The organism is Mycobacterium sp. NPDC003449 (genome assembly GCF_053588415.1).
In genome coordinates, this window is sequence record NZ_JBSFPX010000096.1 from 1 (window position 1) to 14,654 (window position 14,654).

Here is a 14,654-nt window from a genome sequence, read left to right on the forward strand (position 1 = left end):
GTTGACGTTGGCGATGCCGCAGTCCGAGCCGTCGGCGGCCATGAACCGCTCGGCCTCACGTACGTCGGTGGTAAAGATCGCCGATGAAAGCCCCTGCGGCACCGCATTGTTCAGGGCGACCGCCTGGTCAAGGGAATCGTAGGTGAGGACGTAGAGGATCGGTGCGAAGGTCTCGTCGTGCACCACCGCGGTCTGGGCCGGCATCCGCACCACGGCGGGCGCCACGTAGAACGCGCCTTCTTCGCCACCCATGTCGTGGCGCTCACCGCCGAACACCTCACCGCCGTCGGCGCGGGCCTGTTCCAGCGCGCCGACCATGTCGCGGTACGCGCGCTCGTGGATCAACGGACCGACCAGGGTGCCCTCGACGGCCGGATCGCCGATCGGCAACGTCCGGTACGCCGACACGACCCGGTCCACCACCTCGTCGGCGACCGACGAGTGCACGATCAACCGGCGCAGCGTCGTGCACCGCTGGCCCGCGGTCCCGGCGGCGGAGAACACGATCGCCCGGACCGCCAGGTCGAGATCGGCCGACGGGGTGACGATGGCCGCGTTGTTGCCGCCCAGCTCGAGCAGCGCCTTACCGAAACGGGCGGCCACCCGCGGGCCCACCTCCCGACCCATCCGCACCGAACCGGTCGCACTGACCAGCGCCACCCGCGGGTCGTCGACCAGCCGTTCACCGAGTTCGCGCCCGCCCAGCAGCAGCCGGGAAACCGCAGTCGGCGCGCCGACATCGGCCGCGGCCCGTTCGAGCAGCGCCTGGCAGGCGATCGCGGTCAGCGGGGTCAGCTCGGAGGGCTTCCACACCACAATGTCACCGCACACCAGCGCGATCGCGGTATTCCAGGACCACACCGCGACCGGGAAGTTGAACGCGGTGATCACCCCGACGACGCCCAACGGGTGCCAGGTCTCCATGAGCCGGTGGCCCGGGCGTTCGGAGGCGATGGTGCGGCCGTAGAGCTGACGGGAGAGCCCGACGGCGAACTGGCAGATGTCGATCATCTCCTGCACCTCGCCGAGTGCCTCCGTGGTGATCTTGCCCGCCTCCACCGTGACCAGCGTCGCCAGATCGGCCTTGTGCGCGACGAGCAGTTCACCGAGCCGGGCCACCAGCGCACCGCGGACCGGCGCCGGGGTGTTGCGCCACACCGAAAATGCCTGGGCGGCTTCGGCGATCGTGGCGTCGGCCTGATCGGGAGTGTGCTCGGTCAGGGTGAACAGCACATCACCGGTGATCGGAGTGCTGGCAGGCAGACCCCCGGCGGCGGCCGGGGCGAGCAGCCCGCCGGGGGCGCCAATCGCGTCGAGCGCCTGACGTGCCAGCACACGCAGCTCGTCGGCGGTGGGAAGGTGGGTTTGCTCGGTGGTAGTCATTGGCTGCCTTTCTGCTGGGCTACAGTGCGCTCCATGGGCGAACCGGACGAAGCGGCACTGGACGGAATCGACCGGATCCTGGTCCGTGAACTGGTCGCCGACGGGCGGGCGACGTTGGCGCACCTGGCCGCGGCCGCGGGCTTGTCGGTGTCGGCGGTGCAGGCGCGGGTGCGCCGGCTCGAGTCGCGGGGTGTGGTGACCGGGTATGTCGCGCGCCTCAATCCCGAAGCGCTCGGCAACATGCTGTCGGCGTTCGTGGCCATCACTCCTCTCGATCCGTCCCAACCCGATGATGCCCCCGCCCGGCTCGAACACATCCCCGAAATCGAGTCCTGTCATTCGGTGGCCGGCGACGAGAGCTATGTGCTGCTGGTGCGGGTCCCGTCGGCCCGGGCGCTGGAGGACCTGCTGCAACGGATCAGGACAGCGGCCAACGTCCGCACCCGAAGCACCATCATCCTGCAGACATTTTACACAGGTCGGGACTTCATTCCGTAACTGTTCCGGTTGTCAATGGGATTGAGCGTAAAAATTGCGCTAAAGTGGCGGTATGACCGCATTGTTGACTCAGTCGCCGCCCGTCACGCCGGACCGTGTGCGCGAGGTGCTGTCCCGCAGCATCCTGGCCGACGGTTTCGATTTCGTCCTCGACCTTGACCGGTCGTCGGGCTCGTATCTGGTCGACGCCCGCAGCGGCGAACGCTTCCTGGACATGTTCACCTTCTTCGCGTCGTCCGCGTTGGGTATGAATCACCCCGCACTCGCCGACGACGAGCGGTTCCGCGCCGAGTTGGCCCAGGCCGCGGTGAACAAGCCGAGCAACTCCGACATCTACAGCGTGCCGATGGCGCGTTTCATCGATACGTTCCGCCGGGTGCTCGGCGATCCGGAGCTTCCGCACCTGTTCTTCGTCGACGGCGGTGCCCTCGCGGTCGAGAACGCGCTGAAGGTGGCCTTCGACTGGAAGAGCCGGCGCAACGAGTCCCGCGGCGTGGACCCCGCCCTCGGCACCAAGGTGCTGCACCTGCGCGGCGCCTTCCACGGCCGCAGCGGCTACACCCTGTCGCTGACCAACACCGACCCGATCAAGGTGGCCCGGTTCCCGAAGTTCGACTGGCCGCGGATCGATGCGCCCTACCTCAGGCCGGATGCGGATATGGCCGAGCTGGAAGCCGAATCGCTGCGGCAGGCGCGGGCGGCGTTCGAGGCCAACCCGCACGACATCGCCTGTTTTATCGCCGAGCCGATCCAGGGCGAGGGCGGGGACCGGCACCTGCGGCCGGAGTTCTTCGCCGCCATGCGCGAGCTGTGCGACGAATTCGACGCGCTGCTGATCTTCGATGAGGTTCAGACCGGCTGCGGGATCACCGGAACCGCATGGGCCTACCAGCAATTGGGTGTCGTACCCGATGTGGTGTCGTTCGGCAAGAAGACCCAGGTGTGCGGTGTGATGGCCGGCCGGCGAATCGACGAGGTCGCCGACAACGTGTTCACGGTGAGCTCGCGGATCAACTCGACCTGGGGTGGCAACCTGGTCGACATGGTGCGGTCACGGCGCATCCTCGAGGTGATCGAGGTGGACGGACTGCTGGAGAACGCCGCCTCGGTCGGCGCCTATCTGCTCGACCGGTTGCGCGAGCTGGCAACGGATTTCCCGGGTCTGGTGCTCGCCCCCCGCGGCCGCGGCCTGATGTGCGCCTTCAGCACGCCCACCGCCGCGCAGCGCGACGGACTGATCAGCCGATTGTGGGACCGGCACGTCATCATGCTGCCCAGCGGCGCGGACAGTGTCCGATTCCGGCCGGCGCTGACGGCGTCGCGCACCGAGATCGATGCGGCGGTGCAGGCGGTCCGCGGGGCCCTGCGCGGGCTCGGCTGACCGCCGGGCCGGGCGGCCGGATGCTCAGCCGGCTTCGGAGGTGAGGCGGCGCAGGATCGGCCTCAGCCGATTCAGGTCGGCTCCTGTGACCAGTTCACACCCGTGCCGCTCGGCGAGTTTATACGCGGCCGGGGTGAATTCGTGATTGGTCACCACCATCGTCCTGGTGCAGTCCTGCATCGGTGCGCCCGCGACGACCTCCTGGACCGCACCCGCCCCGACCGGGCGGGACTGGCGCTTGCATTGGACGGCAACCCGATTCGGTCGCGTCCCGACGATCAGGTCGACCCCCCAGTCCCCGGTGAGCGGCGTCATGATGACCGGCAGTCCGCAGGCCCTGGCGATGCGGGCGATATGGTCCTCGAACTCCAATCCGGACATCTCGGCGGCCGGATCCTCTCGCGGGCGAGGGGTTCTGGCCCCGTCCAGCGCGGCGAGCAGGAACCGCGGGGCGGCCCCGAGGGCCACCGGTAGGCCGACGCCCGCGGCCAGGCTCCATACCGCGTCACACCCGGCCAGGTGGGTCGCGAGGGCCGCCGAAGCGCCGGCCGCGAGATACAGCTTGGTCCGGAGCCCGCTCACGGCCCGAATGCTAGAGGGTGGCAGGGACAAAACGATCCCTCGGTTCGCAGGTCGGGGAGATAATCTTGATCTGATGTCGTACGAGCCGGTCGAGATGAGCGCACAGTCGCCGGTGGAGCATGCGTTGGCCGGGGGAGACCCTCAGCGCGTCGGGTCGTTCCAGTTCTATTTCGCCGATGAGCGCTGGGAGTGGTCGCCCCAGGTCGAGAGAATGCATGGTTACGAGCCGGGCACGGCCAACCCGACGACCGAGTTGGTGCTTTCGCACAAGCATCCCGAGGACCACGGCCAGGTCGCGGCGACCCTGGACGAGATCCGTCGTACCTCGGGCGCGTTCAGCACCCGCCACCGCATCATCGACACCGCGGGCAACGTCCATCACGTGGTCGTCGTCGGGGACCAGCTGTTCGATGAACAGGGTGGTGTGGTGGGCACCCACGGCTTCTATGTCGATGTCACACCGTCGGTCGACGGAGCCCGCCAGCAGCGGCTCACCGACGAGGTCGCCGAGATCACCGAGGCCAGGGGCGGCATCGAGCAGGCCAAGGGCATGTTGATGGTGATCTACCGCATCGACGCCGATGCCGCGTTCGAGCTGCTGAGGTGGCGTTCACAGGAGACGAACACGAAGCTGCGTGCCCTCGCCGAGCAGATCATCGGTGATTTCCTGTCGCTCGATTACGTCGACGTCCTGCCCGATCGGGCGGTGTTCGACCGGTTGCTGCTGACGGCCCACCTGCGGGTGACATCCTGACGTTTAGCGTCGTCGCGTTCGGGAAGCCAGTCGTTGACAGTTCACAGCGACCGGGAGGTGCACCATGGCAGTCTGTGCCACCTGTGGCAACGATTACGACAAGGCTTTCACCGTCAGTTGGGAGGGCCAGACCGCGACCTTCGACAGTGTGGAGTGCGCGGCCGCCCGGATCGCGCCGGCATGCGCGCACTGCAACTGTCGCATCCTCGGCCACGGAGTCGAAGCGGCCGGAACGACCTTCTGCTGTGCGCATTGTGCGCGCGAGGCCGGGCACCCCGAACTCTCCGATCGGCACGTCGTCGGAACGCCGGGCTGATCATGAAGGGTCCCGAGGACCCCGTCGACCATGCCAGGACGACCAGGCCCCACGCCGGCGAGTCGATGAACGACAACCGAAACATGCCTGCACTGGCCTTGATCGGGATCAGCCTGGTGATCTTCGTCGGTTGTCTGGTGGCATTCGCGACCGGTAATCCCGGCGTCGGTCTCATCCTCGCGACTCTGGCGGCCGTCGGGCTGGCCGGTGGCGGCCTCTGGTTGATGATCGCCCACCGGCGCGTCCGCCACATCGAGGAGCGTTGGTACGCGGAGCATCCCGGCGTTCTGCGGCAAAGCCCCAGCAGCTGAGGGTGCGCACCGGAGCCGCACACGTTTTCATCATTGGCGGATGGGTATCAGACAATGATGACCGCCGTTGTCGCCGAAGGTGTTTACCGACCACAACACGACTCGTGGCTACTTGTCGACGCGCTGGCGCGCAGCGGCGCCGTGGCTGGGCGGCGCGTGGTCGACCTGTGCACAGGCAGCGGGGTGGTGGCGGTGGCCGCGGCCAAACTGGGCGCCCGCGCCGTGACGGCGCTGGACATCTCGCCCGATGCGGTGCGGTGCGCGCAGGCGAACGCGGTGGCCGCCCGAGTGCTCGTGGACGTGCGGCTCGGCCCGTGGCACCAGGCCCTGGATGGCGAACCGTACGACATCGTGGTGTGCAATCCGCCCTACGTTCCGAGCGCCCCCGACATCGGCGATGCGCCCCCTTCACCGTCGATGGTGTCGGCGTGGAACGGCGGCACGGACGGGCGGCTGGTTCTCGGCCCGCTGTGCGGCGCGGCCGCCGACCTCCTGGCAGAACGCGGCTCGCTGTTTCTCGTCCATTCGGAGTTCGCCGGGGTCGGCGAGTCGCTGACAACGCTGCGCGGCGCCGGCTTACGCGCTGAAGTCTCTGCCAGGCAACGTATTCCGTTCGGCCCGGTGCTCGACGCGCAAGCCGGCTGGCTGAGGGCGACCGGACGAATCACGGCGGAGGCGTGTGACGAGGAGTTGGTCGTGATCCGGGCGGACAAGCCATGACCGGGCGCCGGGCGGTGCGGGTGGTCGCCGGTGGGCCGATCCTCGTCGAGGGGCCGGTCCGGATCGAGCTGCCCGACGGACGTGTGGTGGACTCCGACCGGTTCATGGTGGCGATCTGTGCCTGCCGGCGATCGAAGAACTATCCGCTGTGCGACACCAGTCACCGAAAAACCGGGAAATCACCCGAGCGGACGGCATAGCGAACTGCGATCATCCGACCAGCTTTTCATCAGGTGACCGGCCAGCCGGTCCTCGAGTACGCCGAACGCGCGCAGCCCGAAGACCACGTCGTTCTCCACCTCTGGCTCACGCGCCACGAGGTCACCGATCACGCCGAGCCGCACGACCTGCTCGTGCACGGCGTCGGCCTCGACGTGTTCACGGTAGAACCGGATGCACTCCTCGGGCGCCCGCAACCGCTGCAACCCGGCCACCATGCGTTGCGACCCCGGCGGGGAGGTGATCTCGGTGGCCGCGAAATGACCCGCGGCGGCTCCCCGCAGGTTGCGGTGCAGCCCCAACAGCGACATCAGGTTGACCAGGGCGAGTGTTTCGGCCGGCACGACGGCCAGGTATCCGAGGTAGGCGCCGCTCAGGCCGGCGGCCGTCATGAGGTCGGCGAACAATTGCTGATGAACCTGAGACCCGTGGCCGGCCCCGTACTCGTCGAACTCGACGGCCACGAAGGAGGCCTTCGCCTGCCCGCCCAGCCGCGGGATCAGCCACGCGTGCGGATCGCCCTCCTTGAGGTGGTAGAGCGAGCGATGGACGAAGTATTCACGCATGTGCTCCCAGGTGCCGTGATCCCGCAGGAAGTGTGACGGCCCGGCGCCCTCGGCCGGTTCGATCGACAGTCGGTTCATCTCGTCGGCCGCCGTCACGCCGGGCGGCAGCTGGCCGACCTCGTGGCGGACCGCGGTCAGAAACCTGCGCTCGAGCTGTGCGCGCAGGTGCAGCAGACCGGCATTCCACTCCCAGTCCGGATCGACGCCGGCGAACCCGCGGTAGTGCAGTTCGTAGCAGACGTAGAGGGCGAGTTGGATGTCGATACCGAGCGGGTCGGCGTCGCGCAGCGGAACCCACACGGGCTCAAGCTGGTTGTGTGGTGCGCGGTTGCTCAGCTGTTCGATGACCACCGCCGAGATACGGCCGTGGGCGTCGGGCAGCGGAGGTTGCACGATGGCGGGAGGCGTGGTCATGTCGCGATGGAATTCCCCGCCGGACGAGTTGTAAACGTCAGGACACGTCCGCACGCAGCGTCGGAGGGCACCGACGGTAGCCGGGACGCAGCGTGACGTGGTCGGACGCCACCCGGGCCACGTCGTCCCAGGCGGCGACGAAGGTGCCGCGGTGGCGCCAGCGGGCGATCCGGGCGATCAGTGCCGGGGCGTTCACATCGGTGCGTTCGTAGCCGAGATAGGACGAGCGGGTGCGTGGGCTGATCACCAGGCCGGTGACCCGCGGGGCGTCCGGACGGTCGGCCGGGTCGCCGGCGATGCCGAGCCGGACGTCGATCACGGTGCCGACCGGATGGTGGCCGGCGTCGATCACGCGCAGGCCGAGAACGTTACTCAGCAGCATGCCGGCCCCCGGGGATGCGGCCGACGATGTGATCGCGCAGCCAGCGTTCGACCCAGTCGGTGTCGAACGGGATATCCGTCGGTCCCAGCCGCACCGCGGTGCCGACCGCCGAAACCAGTTTCCACGGCACCTCCTGCAGGCGGGACCGAGGCGGTGTGCCCCCGAAGATCCGGGTCGCGACGACCTGCCCGCACAGGATCGCGGTGACCCGCGGGGCGGGGCTGCCCGCCGCGATGTCGGTATCCGGTTCGATGCCGTCGAGCTCGAGGTCGTCGACGATGCCGACCGGATCGCCGTTGTCGTTCAACAGTTGCCGGTCCAGCAGGTGCAGGCGCGCGTCGAGTGCGGTCATTGCCCGGCTCCCGTCACGATCATCAGCGGTATCGCGGCCAGCGATGCGGCCAGGATGATCACCAGATACACCGAACCGAACATGTTGGTGAGCCTTCCGTTTGTCTTGTCGCCCATGTATTGGGAGTCGTTGGCCACGATCAGGATCGGCAGATACGTGAGCGGTAGCGCGATGGCGGAGAACACCACGGAGTACTCGGTGACCATGATGGGGTCGATGCCGGTGAACAGCACCGCCGCACCGACGACGATGGTCACGAACATCACCACGTGGAACCGGGCGGCCTCGGCCGGGCGCCGGAACTTACCCCACGGCCAGCCCAGGAACTGGGCCAGGATGTAACCGCCGGAAAGCGTCGTCTCCAGCGCCGCGCCGAAGGTGGCCGCGACGATGCCGATGATCGCGAACGCGAGTGCGAGCTTGCCGCCGGCCGTAGCGCGGTCAGCGGTGGTTCGGCGGTGATATCGCGGATGCGCGCGGACGCGGTGTTGAGTTGGCCGAGGATGGTCGTCATCGACTCGGTCAGCAGCCGCTGCCGACCGGTATCGGCCAGATCGTCGGCCTTGAGGTCGGCAATTCCCTTGTACGCCTTGATGACCTCGTCACGGGCATCCGAGATCTGGACGCTGGCCAATTGCGGTGTCGAGCGGTCACGCATGCGCAGGTCGAGGGCGAAGGCCCCGCTGCGGGCGGCCGCCACGGTCTCCTCCATGGCCTGCGCCAACTGTCCCGCCATACCGTCGCGGTTGGCCGGGCAGCGGGTCAGCAGCAGCCCGAGGGCGACGATGCACAGGGCGGCCAGCAGCACCGCCCGAAGCTGCCGCAGTCTTTCACCGTTGTGCGCCACGGCAGGCCCCCTCGTCAGCCGCCGCCCTCGTCCGTCACGTTTCGGGTATACCCGAGCCGGCCGTGATCAAACTCCCGTGTGTTCTCGGGTGTTTAAGTGGCGGCTGCCCGGGTAATACGGCGCTATGCGGAAAGTCCTTCCAGGCATGGATCTGGCGTACCGCGACCGCAATTCGCCAGCGGGCCAGGCCGTGTTGGCACAGGGCGCCGTGACCGAGCCGTCAACCCGAAGGCAGGGTAGATGAAGATCGCCATGGTTTCAGGCGACGCGAGCCCGTTGGCCACGCCCGGCCGAGCGGATGCCGGTGGCCAGAACGTCCACGTGGCGGCGCTTTCCGCGGCGCTGAGCCGGCGCGGTCATCGCGTCACGGTCTATACCCGCCGCGACGATCCCGCCTTACCGGACCGGGTGAGGACGCCGGACGGATACACCGTCGCCCATGTGCCCGCCGGGCCACCCGAACGGATTCCCAGCAACGAGTTGCTGCAATACCTCGGGCGGTTCGCCCAGTTCCTGGATACCGAATGGGCCCTGGACCGGCCCGATGTGGTCCATGCACACGCCTGGATGTCGGGGGTCGCCACGCAACTGGCGGCGCGACACCTCAACCTGCCCGCCATCCAGACGTTTCACGGTCTAGGGGTGGTCGAGCGCCGCTACCAGCCGGCCCGGGAGACGGGTCCGCCCGAGCGACTGAAACTGGAGGCCGTGGTAGCTCGCGGCGCCACCTGGACGGCCGCAACCTGCACCGAGGAGATGTTCGAGCTCATGCGGCTGGGATGTCTGCGTTCCCGAACCTCGGTGGTGCCGTGCGGGGTGGATCTGGACCGATTCACGCCCGCGGGCAGGCGAGCGCGCCGCAACGCCCGCCATCGCCTGGTAAGCGTCGGAAAGATGGCGCCACACAGGGGGTTTGAAGCGGTCATTCGGTCGCTGCCCAAGCTTGCCGACACCGAACTCGTGATCGTGGGCGGACCGGCGACGGCCGAGTTGGCGCGCCATCCCGAGGCGCGGCGGTTACGTGCGCTGGCGGCCGAGATGGGCGTGGCCGGCCGGGTCACGCTGTGCGGTGCGGTCACCCGGGACAAGATGCCGGAGGTGTTGCGGTCGGCAGACGTGGTGACGTGCACGCCTTGGTACGAAACCTTCGGGATCGTGCCGCTGGAAGCGATGGCCTGTGGTGTCCCGGTCGTCGCGACCTCGGTCGGCGGAATGCTGGACACCATCGTGGACCAGGTCACCGGCCGGCTGGTATCGCCCAAGCGGCCCGATCTGCTGGTCGATACTCTGCACGGCTTGTTGCGCGACGATTTCGGCCGCCGCAGCCTCGGTGCGGCCGGCCGCGACCGGGCCGGCGCGCGCTATTCCTGGGACCGCATCGCCGCGGACACCCTGCAGGTCTATGACCGCGTGGGCCCACGTGGCTATCAGCGGTCGGTGGTGTCTACCGCATCTACGGGGTGAGCGAGAGTCCCGTTGCGGATCAGCCGGTGACGGCGGCAGCCGGCGAGTCACCGGAGTCGGAGTCCGACGCCAGCTCGGTGCGCAGTGTGGACAGCGCCGTCGCGACCGTCGGACTGGTGGGCAGAAGTTCATCAGGATCGCACACCCGCAGCGCGCGGGACACCGCACTACTCGGTATCAGCGACCAGGCGACGCCCTCCCGAGTGCAGCGCATATTCACGTTGTGCAGCGCGGGGAAACAGCGTATCGAGAAGAATCCGACGGCCCGCAGGTCGAGGATCAGCCTTTGCTGCGGCTGATGTGCCCCACCGTGTATTCGGTGAATCGGCGCGCATTGGTGGTATCGAGTTCGCCGCGCAGCACGATCACCGCGGTCGAGGGCCACGCCCATTGAATGGTGAATTGTGCGATGTCGCGACGCGCGTGACGGCTGCGGGACGCGGGTTGCCCGCCGCTGTCGACACCGGCCAAATTGAGTATGGACATCGTGCCCCCATCAGCCGAGATATTCGATTCATTCGTGGCACGCGCAAACGCATTCGGGGTTTCTCAAAGCAAGCGCGAGAAGTCTGACCGGCTCCGCACGTCGACGCGCGTCTTGTGGCTGTGGACTCAACCTGGTGGCGACTTTACGCGGCGCGGTGGTTGCCGACAATCGAGGTAAGGGAATTCTCATGGTTCCCCTGGGCAAATTCGCCGGTCAGAGCCCGGCGGCCGAGGCGTATTCGCGCGCGACGGCGTCCTCGTCCGCCGCGGGGGTGACCTGTCTGACGAAGTCGCCGATGGAGGAGATCGCCCGGCGTCCCTCGGGCAGGATGTCGGCCGCGAGTGGAAAGTCATGGATCTGTCCGTGCCACAGGTGCAGGTCGCACCGGGCGCCGGCGTCGAGCATGCGTCGAAACATCAGATCGGCATCGGACCACAGGAACTCGTCGGTGGATCATCACCGGCGGCATTTCGGACAGATCCGCGTCGACGGGGGAGGTGATCCGCCGGTTCACCGGGCTCCGCCGTTGGGCGCTGAGATACCGGGCGAACGCCGACATGGCACGTGCGGTGAACATCGAGCAGCAGCCCGGATCTGGTTGTGCCAGTCGGCGTTCGGGGTCGATGTCGGTCAGCGGCGAGATCGCGGCCACGCCTGCCGGTTCGCCATGACCACGTCGGAGCAGCTCCAGCGCGGTCGCGAGGGCAAGATAGCCGCCCGCCGAGTCGCCGGCCAGTACGATGTCGTGCCCGCGGAAACCGCGGCGCAGCAGCCAGCGGATTCCGTCCATCCCATCGGCGACGGCCGCCGACGGGCCGTAGGCGGGCAGCATGCGGTACCCGATGTTGAGCACCTCGGCGTCGGCCTCCCGCGAAAGCCGTGCGACAAGGGATCTGTGGGTGTTCAGGCCACAGGTCAGGAATGCGCCGCCGTGCAGGTACAGCACCGCGCGTCGTGCGGGTATCGCTGTGGCGCACACTAGTTCGGCCGGACAGGTGGGAAGCATGACCCGCCGTACCGATACCGACCGCGGTCGTGGCGCCAGGCCGGCCATCCGGTCGATCGACTCGAACGGCCAACGCAGCCCGGGCTGCAGGGACCACAGGCGGACGGCGTTCTTGACGATGAGGCGGCACCCCACGGCCAATGCCATCGATTGTGGACTGCGGTGGCGATGATGGTGCCGCGTCCCGATGGACGTGATACCCCGTCGTGTCTGCCTCATGGCGATCAGCTCCTGCCGTCCGGATACCCCGGGCGCACCCCATCAAACCGGCGGCGGCCGCGCCCTGCTCCGTTTGACCTGCTCGTCGCCCGCGACGGTGACGGCGTCGTGCGGGCCCTCGCCGTAGAAGCTGAACACGCCACTACCCGCGCCGGAGACAACCTGGATCTCGGTCACGGTGAGCCGGCGACCACCCGCCGGGTCCACGATGACGTCGCCCTCCTCGACCTCGCGCGGACGGATCAGCTCAAACTCGTTCTCAGCCTTCATCCGAGCGGATTACCCGCCGCCGGGCGAGGTTATGCGGGGAGCGCGGCGGGGTAACCGAAGAGTGGGAGCCGGACAGGTCTGGGAGGGCGCGATGGCGGCGAGCGGGACGGGGTAAGGCCGGCGGGTAAGGCATGGACATCGATCATCCCGAACAGGACCAGGGCTGGGACGTCCGTCAGCGGCGGGAGACCGAAACGGAACGGCTGGACCGCAATTGGGCCAGCCTGCTACAGGAACTCCGCGTCACACAGACCGGTGTGCAGCTGTTGACCGGCTTTCTGCTGACCCTTCCGTTCCAGGAGCGCTTCGACATCCTCGACGACGAGATGCGGCTGGTGTACCTCGGCACGGTGGGCGCGTCGGTTGCCGCGACCGTGCTGTTGATCGCACCGGTCGGGATGCACCGCCTGTTGTTTCGCCGGCACCGGCTCGGGGTCCTGGTTTCGGCGGCGCACCGGTGTGCCTACGCCGGGCTGGCGTTGTTGGGGGTGGCGCTCGTGGGTGTCACGGTCATCGTGTTCGATGCGGTCGTAGGCACCGAGGTGGCCTTGATCGCCGGCGTCGTCGCTTTAGCCACATTCGCCGTGTTCTGGCTGGTCCTGCCGTTGTTCATGCGATTCGGCGTCAAGCGCGCGCGGGCGGCGCGGCCCTCGTCACCGTCCGTCGGTCAGGCCGAGTCGCTCGGCGAGTAGCAGAAATGCGGCCGCGTAGTCGCTGTCGGCGGTCTCTTTACGGATCTGGTCGAAATCGAGCACCTCGCGCGTCGCACGCACCGCGGGGAGCAGCGCGGTGAAGTCGCAGGAGTGTTCGTGGAGCGCCCGCAGCTTCTGGACGATCACCACCGTCGGCGGCAGCACCGGCATCCTGACCGCGAGCACGTCGTGGTACTCGGCCGCTTCCAGGCTGGCCCGCTCGACCGGGACGCCGTTGACCCGGTGCAGCACATCGACCACGACGTCGCCGGTTCGAGCCTTGAACAGCCAGTCCTCCGGCGGTTGTTCGATGGTGAATCCCGCGGTGGTCAATGTGAGTGCCGCTGACCGGGCGTCGTCCCCGGCGACCTCCAGGTCGACGTCGTGGTTGGGTTCGGGCGCCCCGTACACCCACAACGCGTAGCTGCCGGTCAGCGCGAAGGGCGGCCCGTGGTCGCGCAGCGCGGCGGCGGAGGTCTTCAGCGCGCTGCGCAGCCGTTCCCGGCGTGCGAGGTGGTCGGTCGGGTACATGGTGGCTTCATACCCCGCACACCGGTGCCGCAACCGGATTCGGAGCTCTCGGTCTGTGACAACCGTCGGCGCAGTGGGTACGCCGAATCCATGCGAGTGGCCAGCTTCAACATCCTGCACGGCCGCACCGTGGGTGACGGCGTGCACACCGATCGGTTGCGGGACTGCGTGAGCGTGCTGAACCCCGACGTGCTGGCGCTGCAGGAGGTGGATCGCGATCAGGCGCGTTCCGGACGGGCGGATCTCACGGCGGTGGCGGCCGAGGTGATGGGAGCCGCCGAACACCGGTTCGTCGCGGCCATATCCGGCACCCCTGGCGCCACCTGGATGGCGGCCACGGGCCGTGAGCAACCGGGCACTGCCGCCTACGGGATCGCGCTGTTGTCCCGATTTCCGGTCAGCAGCTGGCAGGTGCTGCGGCTTCCGCGCATCCCGTTCCGGTTCCCGATGTATCTGCCCGGCCCCCGGCGCATCATGATGGTCGACGAGGAACCGCGGGCCGCGGTCGTCGCCCGTATCCAAACACCGCTCGGCGCGATCACTTTCGCCTCGACTCATCTGTCTTTTGTGCCGGTGTGGAACCGGGTCCAATTGCGCCGCCTGGTCCACGACATGGCGGGCTTCCCCGGGCCGAGGGTGCTCGCCGGTGATCTCAATCTGCTGCCCGCCGCGGTGCGCCGGTGGTCCGGAATGCAGACGTTGGCGGGTGCGGCGACGTTTCCGGCCGCGGGTCCGGTCCGACAGCTCGATCACATTCTCACCGACGATCCCGGGTTGTACGCCCGAACCTCCGATGCGGTGCTCATGCCGATTTCGGATCACCGGGCCCTGGTGGCCGAGCTCGCCCGCACCTGACGGCGGCCATCACTCGACGACGTCGTAGAACGATTCGCCGTCCTCGGGAGTGCCGCCGATCTGACCGTGGGTGCGGGCCCGCTCGTCACGGGTGAGCGGGCCCGGTTCGGATTCGGATCCGTGCAGCGTCGAGCCCTCGTCCACACCGGTCGGCGCGTTCCGGGGCGTGACGTCCGGATCCTCATCGGACAGCCGATCGTCCAGCGATTCGTCGTCCTTCGGCTCGATCCAGTTCTCCGGCGGATCCACAGTCTGGTCACCGTCGTCATTGCGGACCTCGTCGGAGTCCAGGCCCTCCTGCTGTTCGAGCATGTTCTCGTCATCTCGTGCCATAACCGCAGGCTGCCCGGCATCGGGTCGAGCCAAACCGGTCGGCGGATAAACCGGAGGTGCCGCGGGTACCCG

General features: G+C 68.2%; 20 protein-coding genes and 2 pseudogenes. 10 read left to right on the plus strand and 12 right to left on the minus strand.

The genetic code is table 11. The features are described 5' to 3' along the window. Window positions 1–1,383, minus strand: a 1,383-nt coding sequence (locus tag ACWDTP_RS22405; RefSeq protein WP_450023793.1) for an aldehyde dehydrogenase family protein, incomplete at its 3' end; no start/stop codon positions are given. A 33-nt stretch (window positions 1,384–1,416) separates the two neighbouring features. Here ACWDTP_RS22405 and ACWDTP_RS22410 point away from each other — a divergent pair. Continuing rightward, a complete protein-coding gene (locus ACWDTP_RS22410) occupies window positions 1,417–1,881 on the plus strand; it encodes an Lrp/AsnC family transcriptional regulator (protein ID WP_450023795.1) in 465 nt (154 codons plus the stop codon). 52 nt (window positions 1,882–1,933) lie between these two features. Further along, a complete protein-coding gene (gene lat, locus ACWDTP_RS22415; RefSeq protein WP_450023797.1) occupies window positions 1,934–3,262 on the plus strand; it encodes an L-lysine 6-transaminase in 1,329 nt (442 codons plus the stop codon). 24 nt (window positions 3,263–3,286) lie between these two features. On the opposite strand, the gene ACWDTP_RS22420 is transcribed toward lat, so the two are convergent. Then, a complete protein-coding gene (locus ACWDTP_RS22420; protein WP_450023799.1) occupies window positions 3,287–3,844 on the minus strand; it encodes a restriction endonuclease in 558 nt (185 codons plus the stop codon). 73 nt (window positions 3,845–3,917) lie between these two features. On the opposite strand from ACWDTP_RS22420, the gene ACWDTP_RS22425 reads away from it, so the two are divergent. The 5 genes from ACWDTP_RS22425 (at window position 3,918) to ACWDTP_RS22445 (ending at window position 6,145) form a co-directional block, all read left to right on the plus strand. Then, complete coding sequence (locus tag ACWDTP_RS22425) at window positions 3,918–4,598, plus strand: PAS and ANTAR domain-containing protein (protein WP_450023801.1); 681 nt, start codon at window positions 3,918–3,920, stop codon at window positions 4,596–4,598. A gap of 64 nt (window positions 4,599–4,662) precedes the next feature. Further along, complete coding sequence (locus tag ACWDTP_RS22430; protein WP_450023803.1) at window positions 4,663–4,914, plus strand: hypothetical protein; 252 nt, start codon at window positions 4,663–4,665, stop codon at window positions 4,912–4,914. A 2-nt stretch (window positions 4,915–4,916) separates the two neighbouring features. Beyond that, window positions 4,917–5,225: a protein UsfY gene (usfY, locus tag ACWDTP_RS22435; protein ID WP_450023805.1), complete on the plus strand. Its 309-nt coding sequence runs from the start codon at window positions 4,917–4,919 to the stop codon at window positions 5,223–5,225. Window positions 5,226–5,282: 57 nt separating this feature from the next. Beyond that, a complete protein-coding gene (locus tag ACWDTP_RS22440; protein ID WP_450023807.1) occupies window positions 5,283–5,945 on the plus strand; it encodes a HemK2/MTQ2 family protein methyltransferase in 663 nt (220 codons plus the stop codon). Then, entirely contained in the window at window positions 5,942–6,145 is a 204-nt protein-coding gene (locus ACWDTP_RS22445) for a CDGSH iron-sulfur domain-containing protein (RefSeq protein WP_450023809.1), read from the plus strand. The genes ACWDTP_RS22440 and ACWDTP_RS22445 overlap by 4 nt, the downstream gene beginning before the upstream one ends. Here the strand turns inward: ACWDTP_RS22445 and ACWDTP_RS22450 are convergent. From ACWDTP_RS22450 to ACWDTP_RS22465, 4 genes and pseudogenes are all read right to left on the minus strand, one after another. Beyond that, window positions 6,125–7,144, minus strand: coding sequence for an iron-containing redox enzyme family protein (locus ACWDTP_RS22450; protein WP_450023811.1), 1,020 nt, complete (start codon window positions 7,142–7,144; stop codon window positions 6,125–6,127). The two genes, ACWDTP_RS22445 and ACWDTP_RS22450, sit on opposite strands and share 21 nt — an antisense overlap. A 37-nt stretch (window positions 7,145–7,181) precedes the next feature. After that, a complete protein-coding gene (locus ACWDTP_RS22455; RefSeq protein ID WP_450023813.1) occupies window positions 7,182–7,526 on the minus strand; it encodes a hypothetical protein in 345 nt (114 codons plus the stop codon). After that, complete coding sequence (locus ACWDTP_RS22460) at window positions 7,513–7,878, minus strand: PRC-barrel domain-containing protein (RefSeq protein WP_450023815.1); 366 nt, start codon at window positions 7,876–7,878, stop codon at window positions 7,513–7,515. The genes ACWDTP_RS22455 and ACWDTP_RS22460 overlap by 14 nt, the downstream gene beginning before the upstream one ends. Continuing rightward, window positions 7,875–8,309: pseudogene (locus ACWDTP_RS22465) on the minus strand (divalent metal cation transporter); the annotation flags it as partial. The pseudogene ACWDTP_RS22465 and the gene ACWDTP_RS22460, both read right to left, overlap by 4 nt. Window positions 8,310–8,965: 656 nt before the next feature. Here ACWDTP_RS22465 and ACWDTP_RS22470 point away from each other — a divergent pair. Next, the gene (locus tag ACWDTP_RS22470) at window positions 8,966–10,189 is read left to right on the plus strand and encodes a glycosyltransferase (RefSeq protein ID WP_450023817.1); all 1,224 of its coding nucleotides are present in this window, start codon (window positions 8,966–8,968) and stop codon (window positions 10,187–10,189) included. Window positions 10,190–10,208: 19 nt separating this feature from the next. Here the strand turns inward: ACWDTP_RS22470 and ACWDTP_RS22475 are convergent, their stop codons facing one another. The 4 genes and pseudogenes from ACWDTP_RS22475 to ACWDTP_RS22490 all read right to left on the minus strand — a co-directional run bounded on the left by ACWDTP_RS22475 (window position 10,209) and on the right by ACWDTP_RS22490 (window position 12,171). Then, on the minus strand, window positions 10,209–10,403 hold the full coding sequence (locus tag ACWDTP_RS22475) for a hypothetical protein (RefSeq protein ID WP_450023819.1): 195 nt from the start codon (window positions 10,401–10,403) through the stop codon (window positions 10,209–10,211). Between the two features lie 65 nt (window positions 10,404–10,468). Then, the gene (locus tag ACWDTP_RS22480; RefSeq protein WP_450023821.1) at window positions 10,469–10,675 is read right to left on the minus strand and encodes a hypothetical protein; all 207 of its coding nucleotides are present in this window, start codon (window positions 10,673–10,675) and stop codon (window positions 10,469–10,471) included. 214 nt (window positions 10,676–10,889) lie between these two features. Further along, window positions 10,890–11,901 (minus strand): annotated as a pseudogene (locus ACWDTP_RS22485) (alpha/beta hydrolase). Between the two features lie 42 nt (window positions 11,902–11,943). Next, entirely contained in the window at window positions 11,944–12,171 is a 228-nt protein-coding gene (locus ACWDTP_RS22490; protein ID WP_450023823.1) for a hypothetical protein, read from the minus strand. Between the two features lie 131 nt (window positions 12,172–12,302). On the opposite strand from ACWDTP_RS22490, the gene ACWDTP_RS22495 reads away from it, so the two are divergent. After that, a complete protein-coding gene (locus ACWDTP_RS22495; RefSeq protein ID WP_450023825.1) occupies window positions 12,303–12,863 on the plus strand; it encodes a DUF6328 family protein in 561 nt (186 codons plus the stop codon). On the opposite strand, the gene ACWDTP_RS22500 is transcribed toward ACWDTP_RS22495, so the two are convergent. Then, window positions 12,825–13,394: a hypothetical protein gene (locus ACWDTP_RS22500; RefSeq protein ID WP_450023827.1), complete on the minus strand. Its 570-nt coding sequence runs from the start codon at window positions 13,392–13,394 to the stop codon at window positions 12,825–12,827. The two genes, ACWDTP_RS22495 and ACWDTP_RS22500, sit on opposite strands and share 39 nt — an antisense overlap. Before the next feature lie 90 nt (window positions 13,395–13,484). Between ACWDTP_RS22500 and ACWDTP_RS22505 the strand changes: the two genes are divergently transcribed. Then, window positions 13,485–14,249, plus strand: coding sequence for an endonuclease/exonuclease/phosphatase family protein (locus ACWDTP_RS22505; RefSeq protein ID WP_450023829.1), 765 nt, complete (start codon window positions 13,485–13,487; stop codon window positions 14,247–14,249). 9 nt (window positions 14,250–14,258) lie between these two features. Here ACWDTP_RS22505 and ACWDTP_RS22510 read toward each other — a convergent pair whose 3' ends face one another. Further along, window positions 14,259–14,582: a hypothetical protein gene (locus ACWDTP_RS22510; RefSeq protein ID WP_450023831.1), complete on the minus strand. Its 324-nt coding sequence runs from the start codon at window positions 14,580–14,582 to the stop codon at window positions 14,259–14,261. Between the last annotated feature and the right edge of the window lie 72 nt (window positions 14,583–14,654).

Bases quoted from the DNA above. Each gene is read 5' to 3' on its own strand.
- ACWDTP_RS22510 (WP_450023831.1), bottom strand. From the start codon at position 14,582: ATGGCACGAGATGACGAGAACATGCTCGAACAGCAGGAGGGCCTGGAC.
- lat (WP_450023797.1), top strand. From the start codon at position 1,934: ATGACCGCATTGTTGACTCAGTCGCCGCCCGTCACGCCGGACCGTGTG.
- ACWDTP_RS22500 (WP_450023827.1), bottom strand. From the start codon at position 13,394: ATGTACCCGACCGACCACCTCGCACGCCGGGAACGGCTGCGCAGCGCG.
- ACWDTP_RS22480 (WP_450023821.1), bottom strand. From the start codon at position 10,675: ATGTCCATACTCAATTTGGCCGGTGTCGACAGCGGCGGGCAACCCGCG.
- ACWDTP_RS22410 (WP_450023795.1), top strand. From the start codon at position 1,417: ATGGGCGAACCGGACGAAGCGGCACTGGACGGAATCGACCGGATCCTG.
- ACWDTP_RS22430 (WP_450023803.1), top strand. From the start codon at position 4,663: ATGGCAGTCTGTGCCACCTGTGGCAACGATTACGACAAGGCTTTCACC.
- ACWDTP_RS22450 (WP_450023811.1), bottom strand. From the start codon at position 7,144: ATGACCACGCCTCCCGCCATCGTGCAACCTCCGCTGCCCGACGCCCAC.
- ACWDTP_RS22470 (WP_450023817.1), top strand. From the start codon at position 8,966: ATGAAGATCGCCATGGTTTCAGGCGACGCGAGCCCGTTGGCCACGCCC.
- ACWDTP_RS22445 (WP_450023809.1), top strand. From the start codon at position 5,942: ATGACCGGGCGCCGGGCGGTGCGGGTGGTCGCCGGTGGGCCGATCCTC.
- ACWDTP_RS22425 (WP_450023801.1), top strand. From the start codon at position 3,918: ATGTCGTACGAGCCGGTCGAGATGAGCGCACAGTCGCCGGTGGAGCAT.
- usfY (WP_450023805.1), top strand. From the start codon at position 4,917: ATGAAGGGTCCCGAGGACCCCGTCGACCATGCCAGGACGACCAGGCCC.
- ACWDTP_RS22505 (WP_450023829.1), top strand. From the start codon at position 13,485: ATGCGAGTGGCCAGCTTCAACATCCTGCACGGCCGCACCGTGGGTGAC.
- ACWDTP_RS22475 (WP_450023819.1), bottom strand. From the start codon at position 10,403: ATGCGCTGCACTCGGGAGGGCGTCGCCTGGTCGCTGATACCGAGTAGT.
- ACWDTP_RS22460 (WP_450023815.1), bottom strand. From the start codon at position 7,878: ATGACCGCACTCGACGCGCGCCTGCACCTGCTGGACCGGCAACTGTTG.
- ACWDTP_RS22490 (WP_450023823.1), bottom strand. From the start codon at position 12,171: ATGAAGGCTGAGAACGAGTTTGAGCTGATCCGTCCGCGCGAGGTCGAG.
- ACWDTP_RS22455 (WP_450023813.1), bottom strand. From the start codon at position 7,526: ATGCTGCTGAGTAACGTTCTCGGCCTGCGCGTGATCGACGCCGGCCAC.
- ACWDTP_RS22440 (WP_450023807.1), top strand. From the start codon at position 5,283: ATGACCGCCGTTGTCGCCGAAGGTGTTTACCGACCACAACACGACTCG.
- ACWDTP_RS22495 (WP_450023825.1), top strand. From the start codon at position 12,303: ATGGACATCGATCATCCCGAACAGGACCAGGGCTGGGACGTCCGTCAG.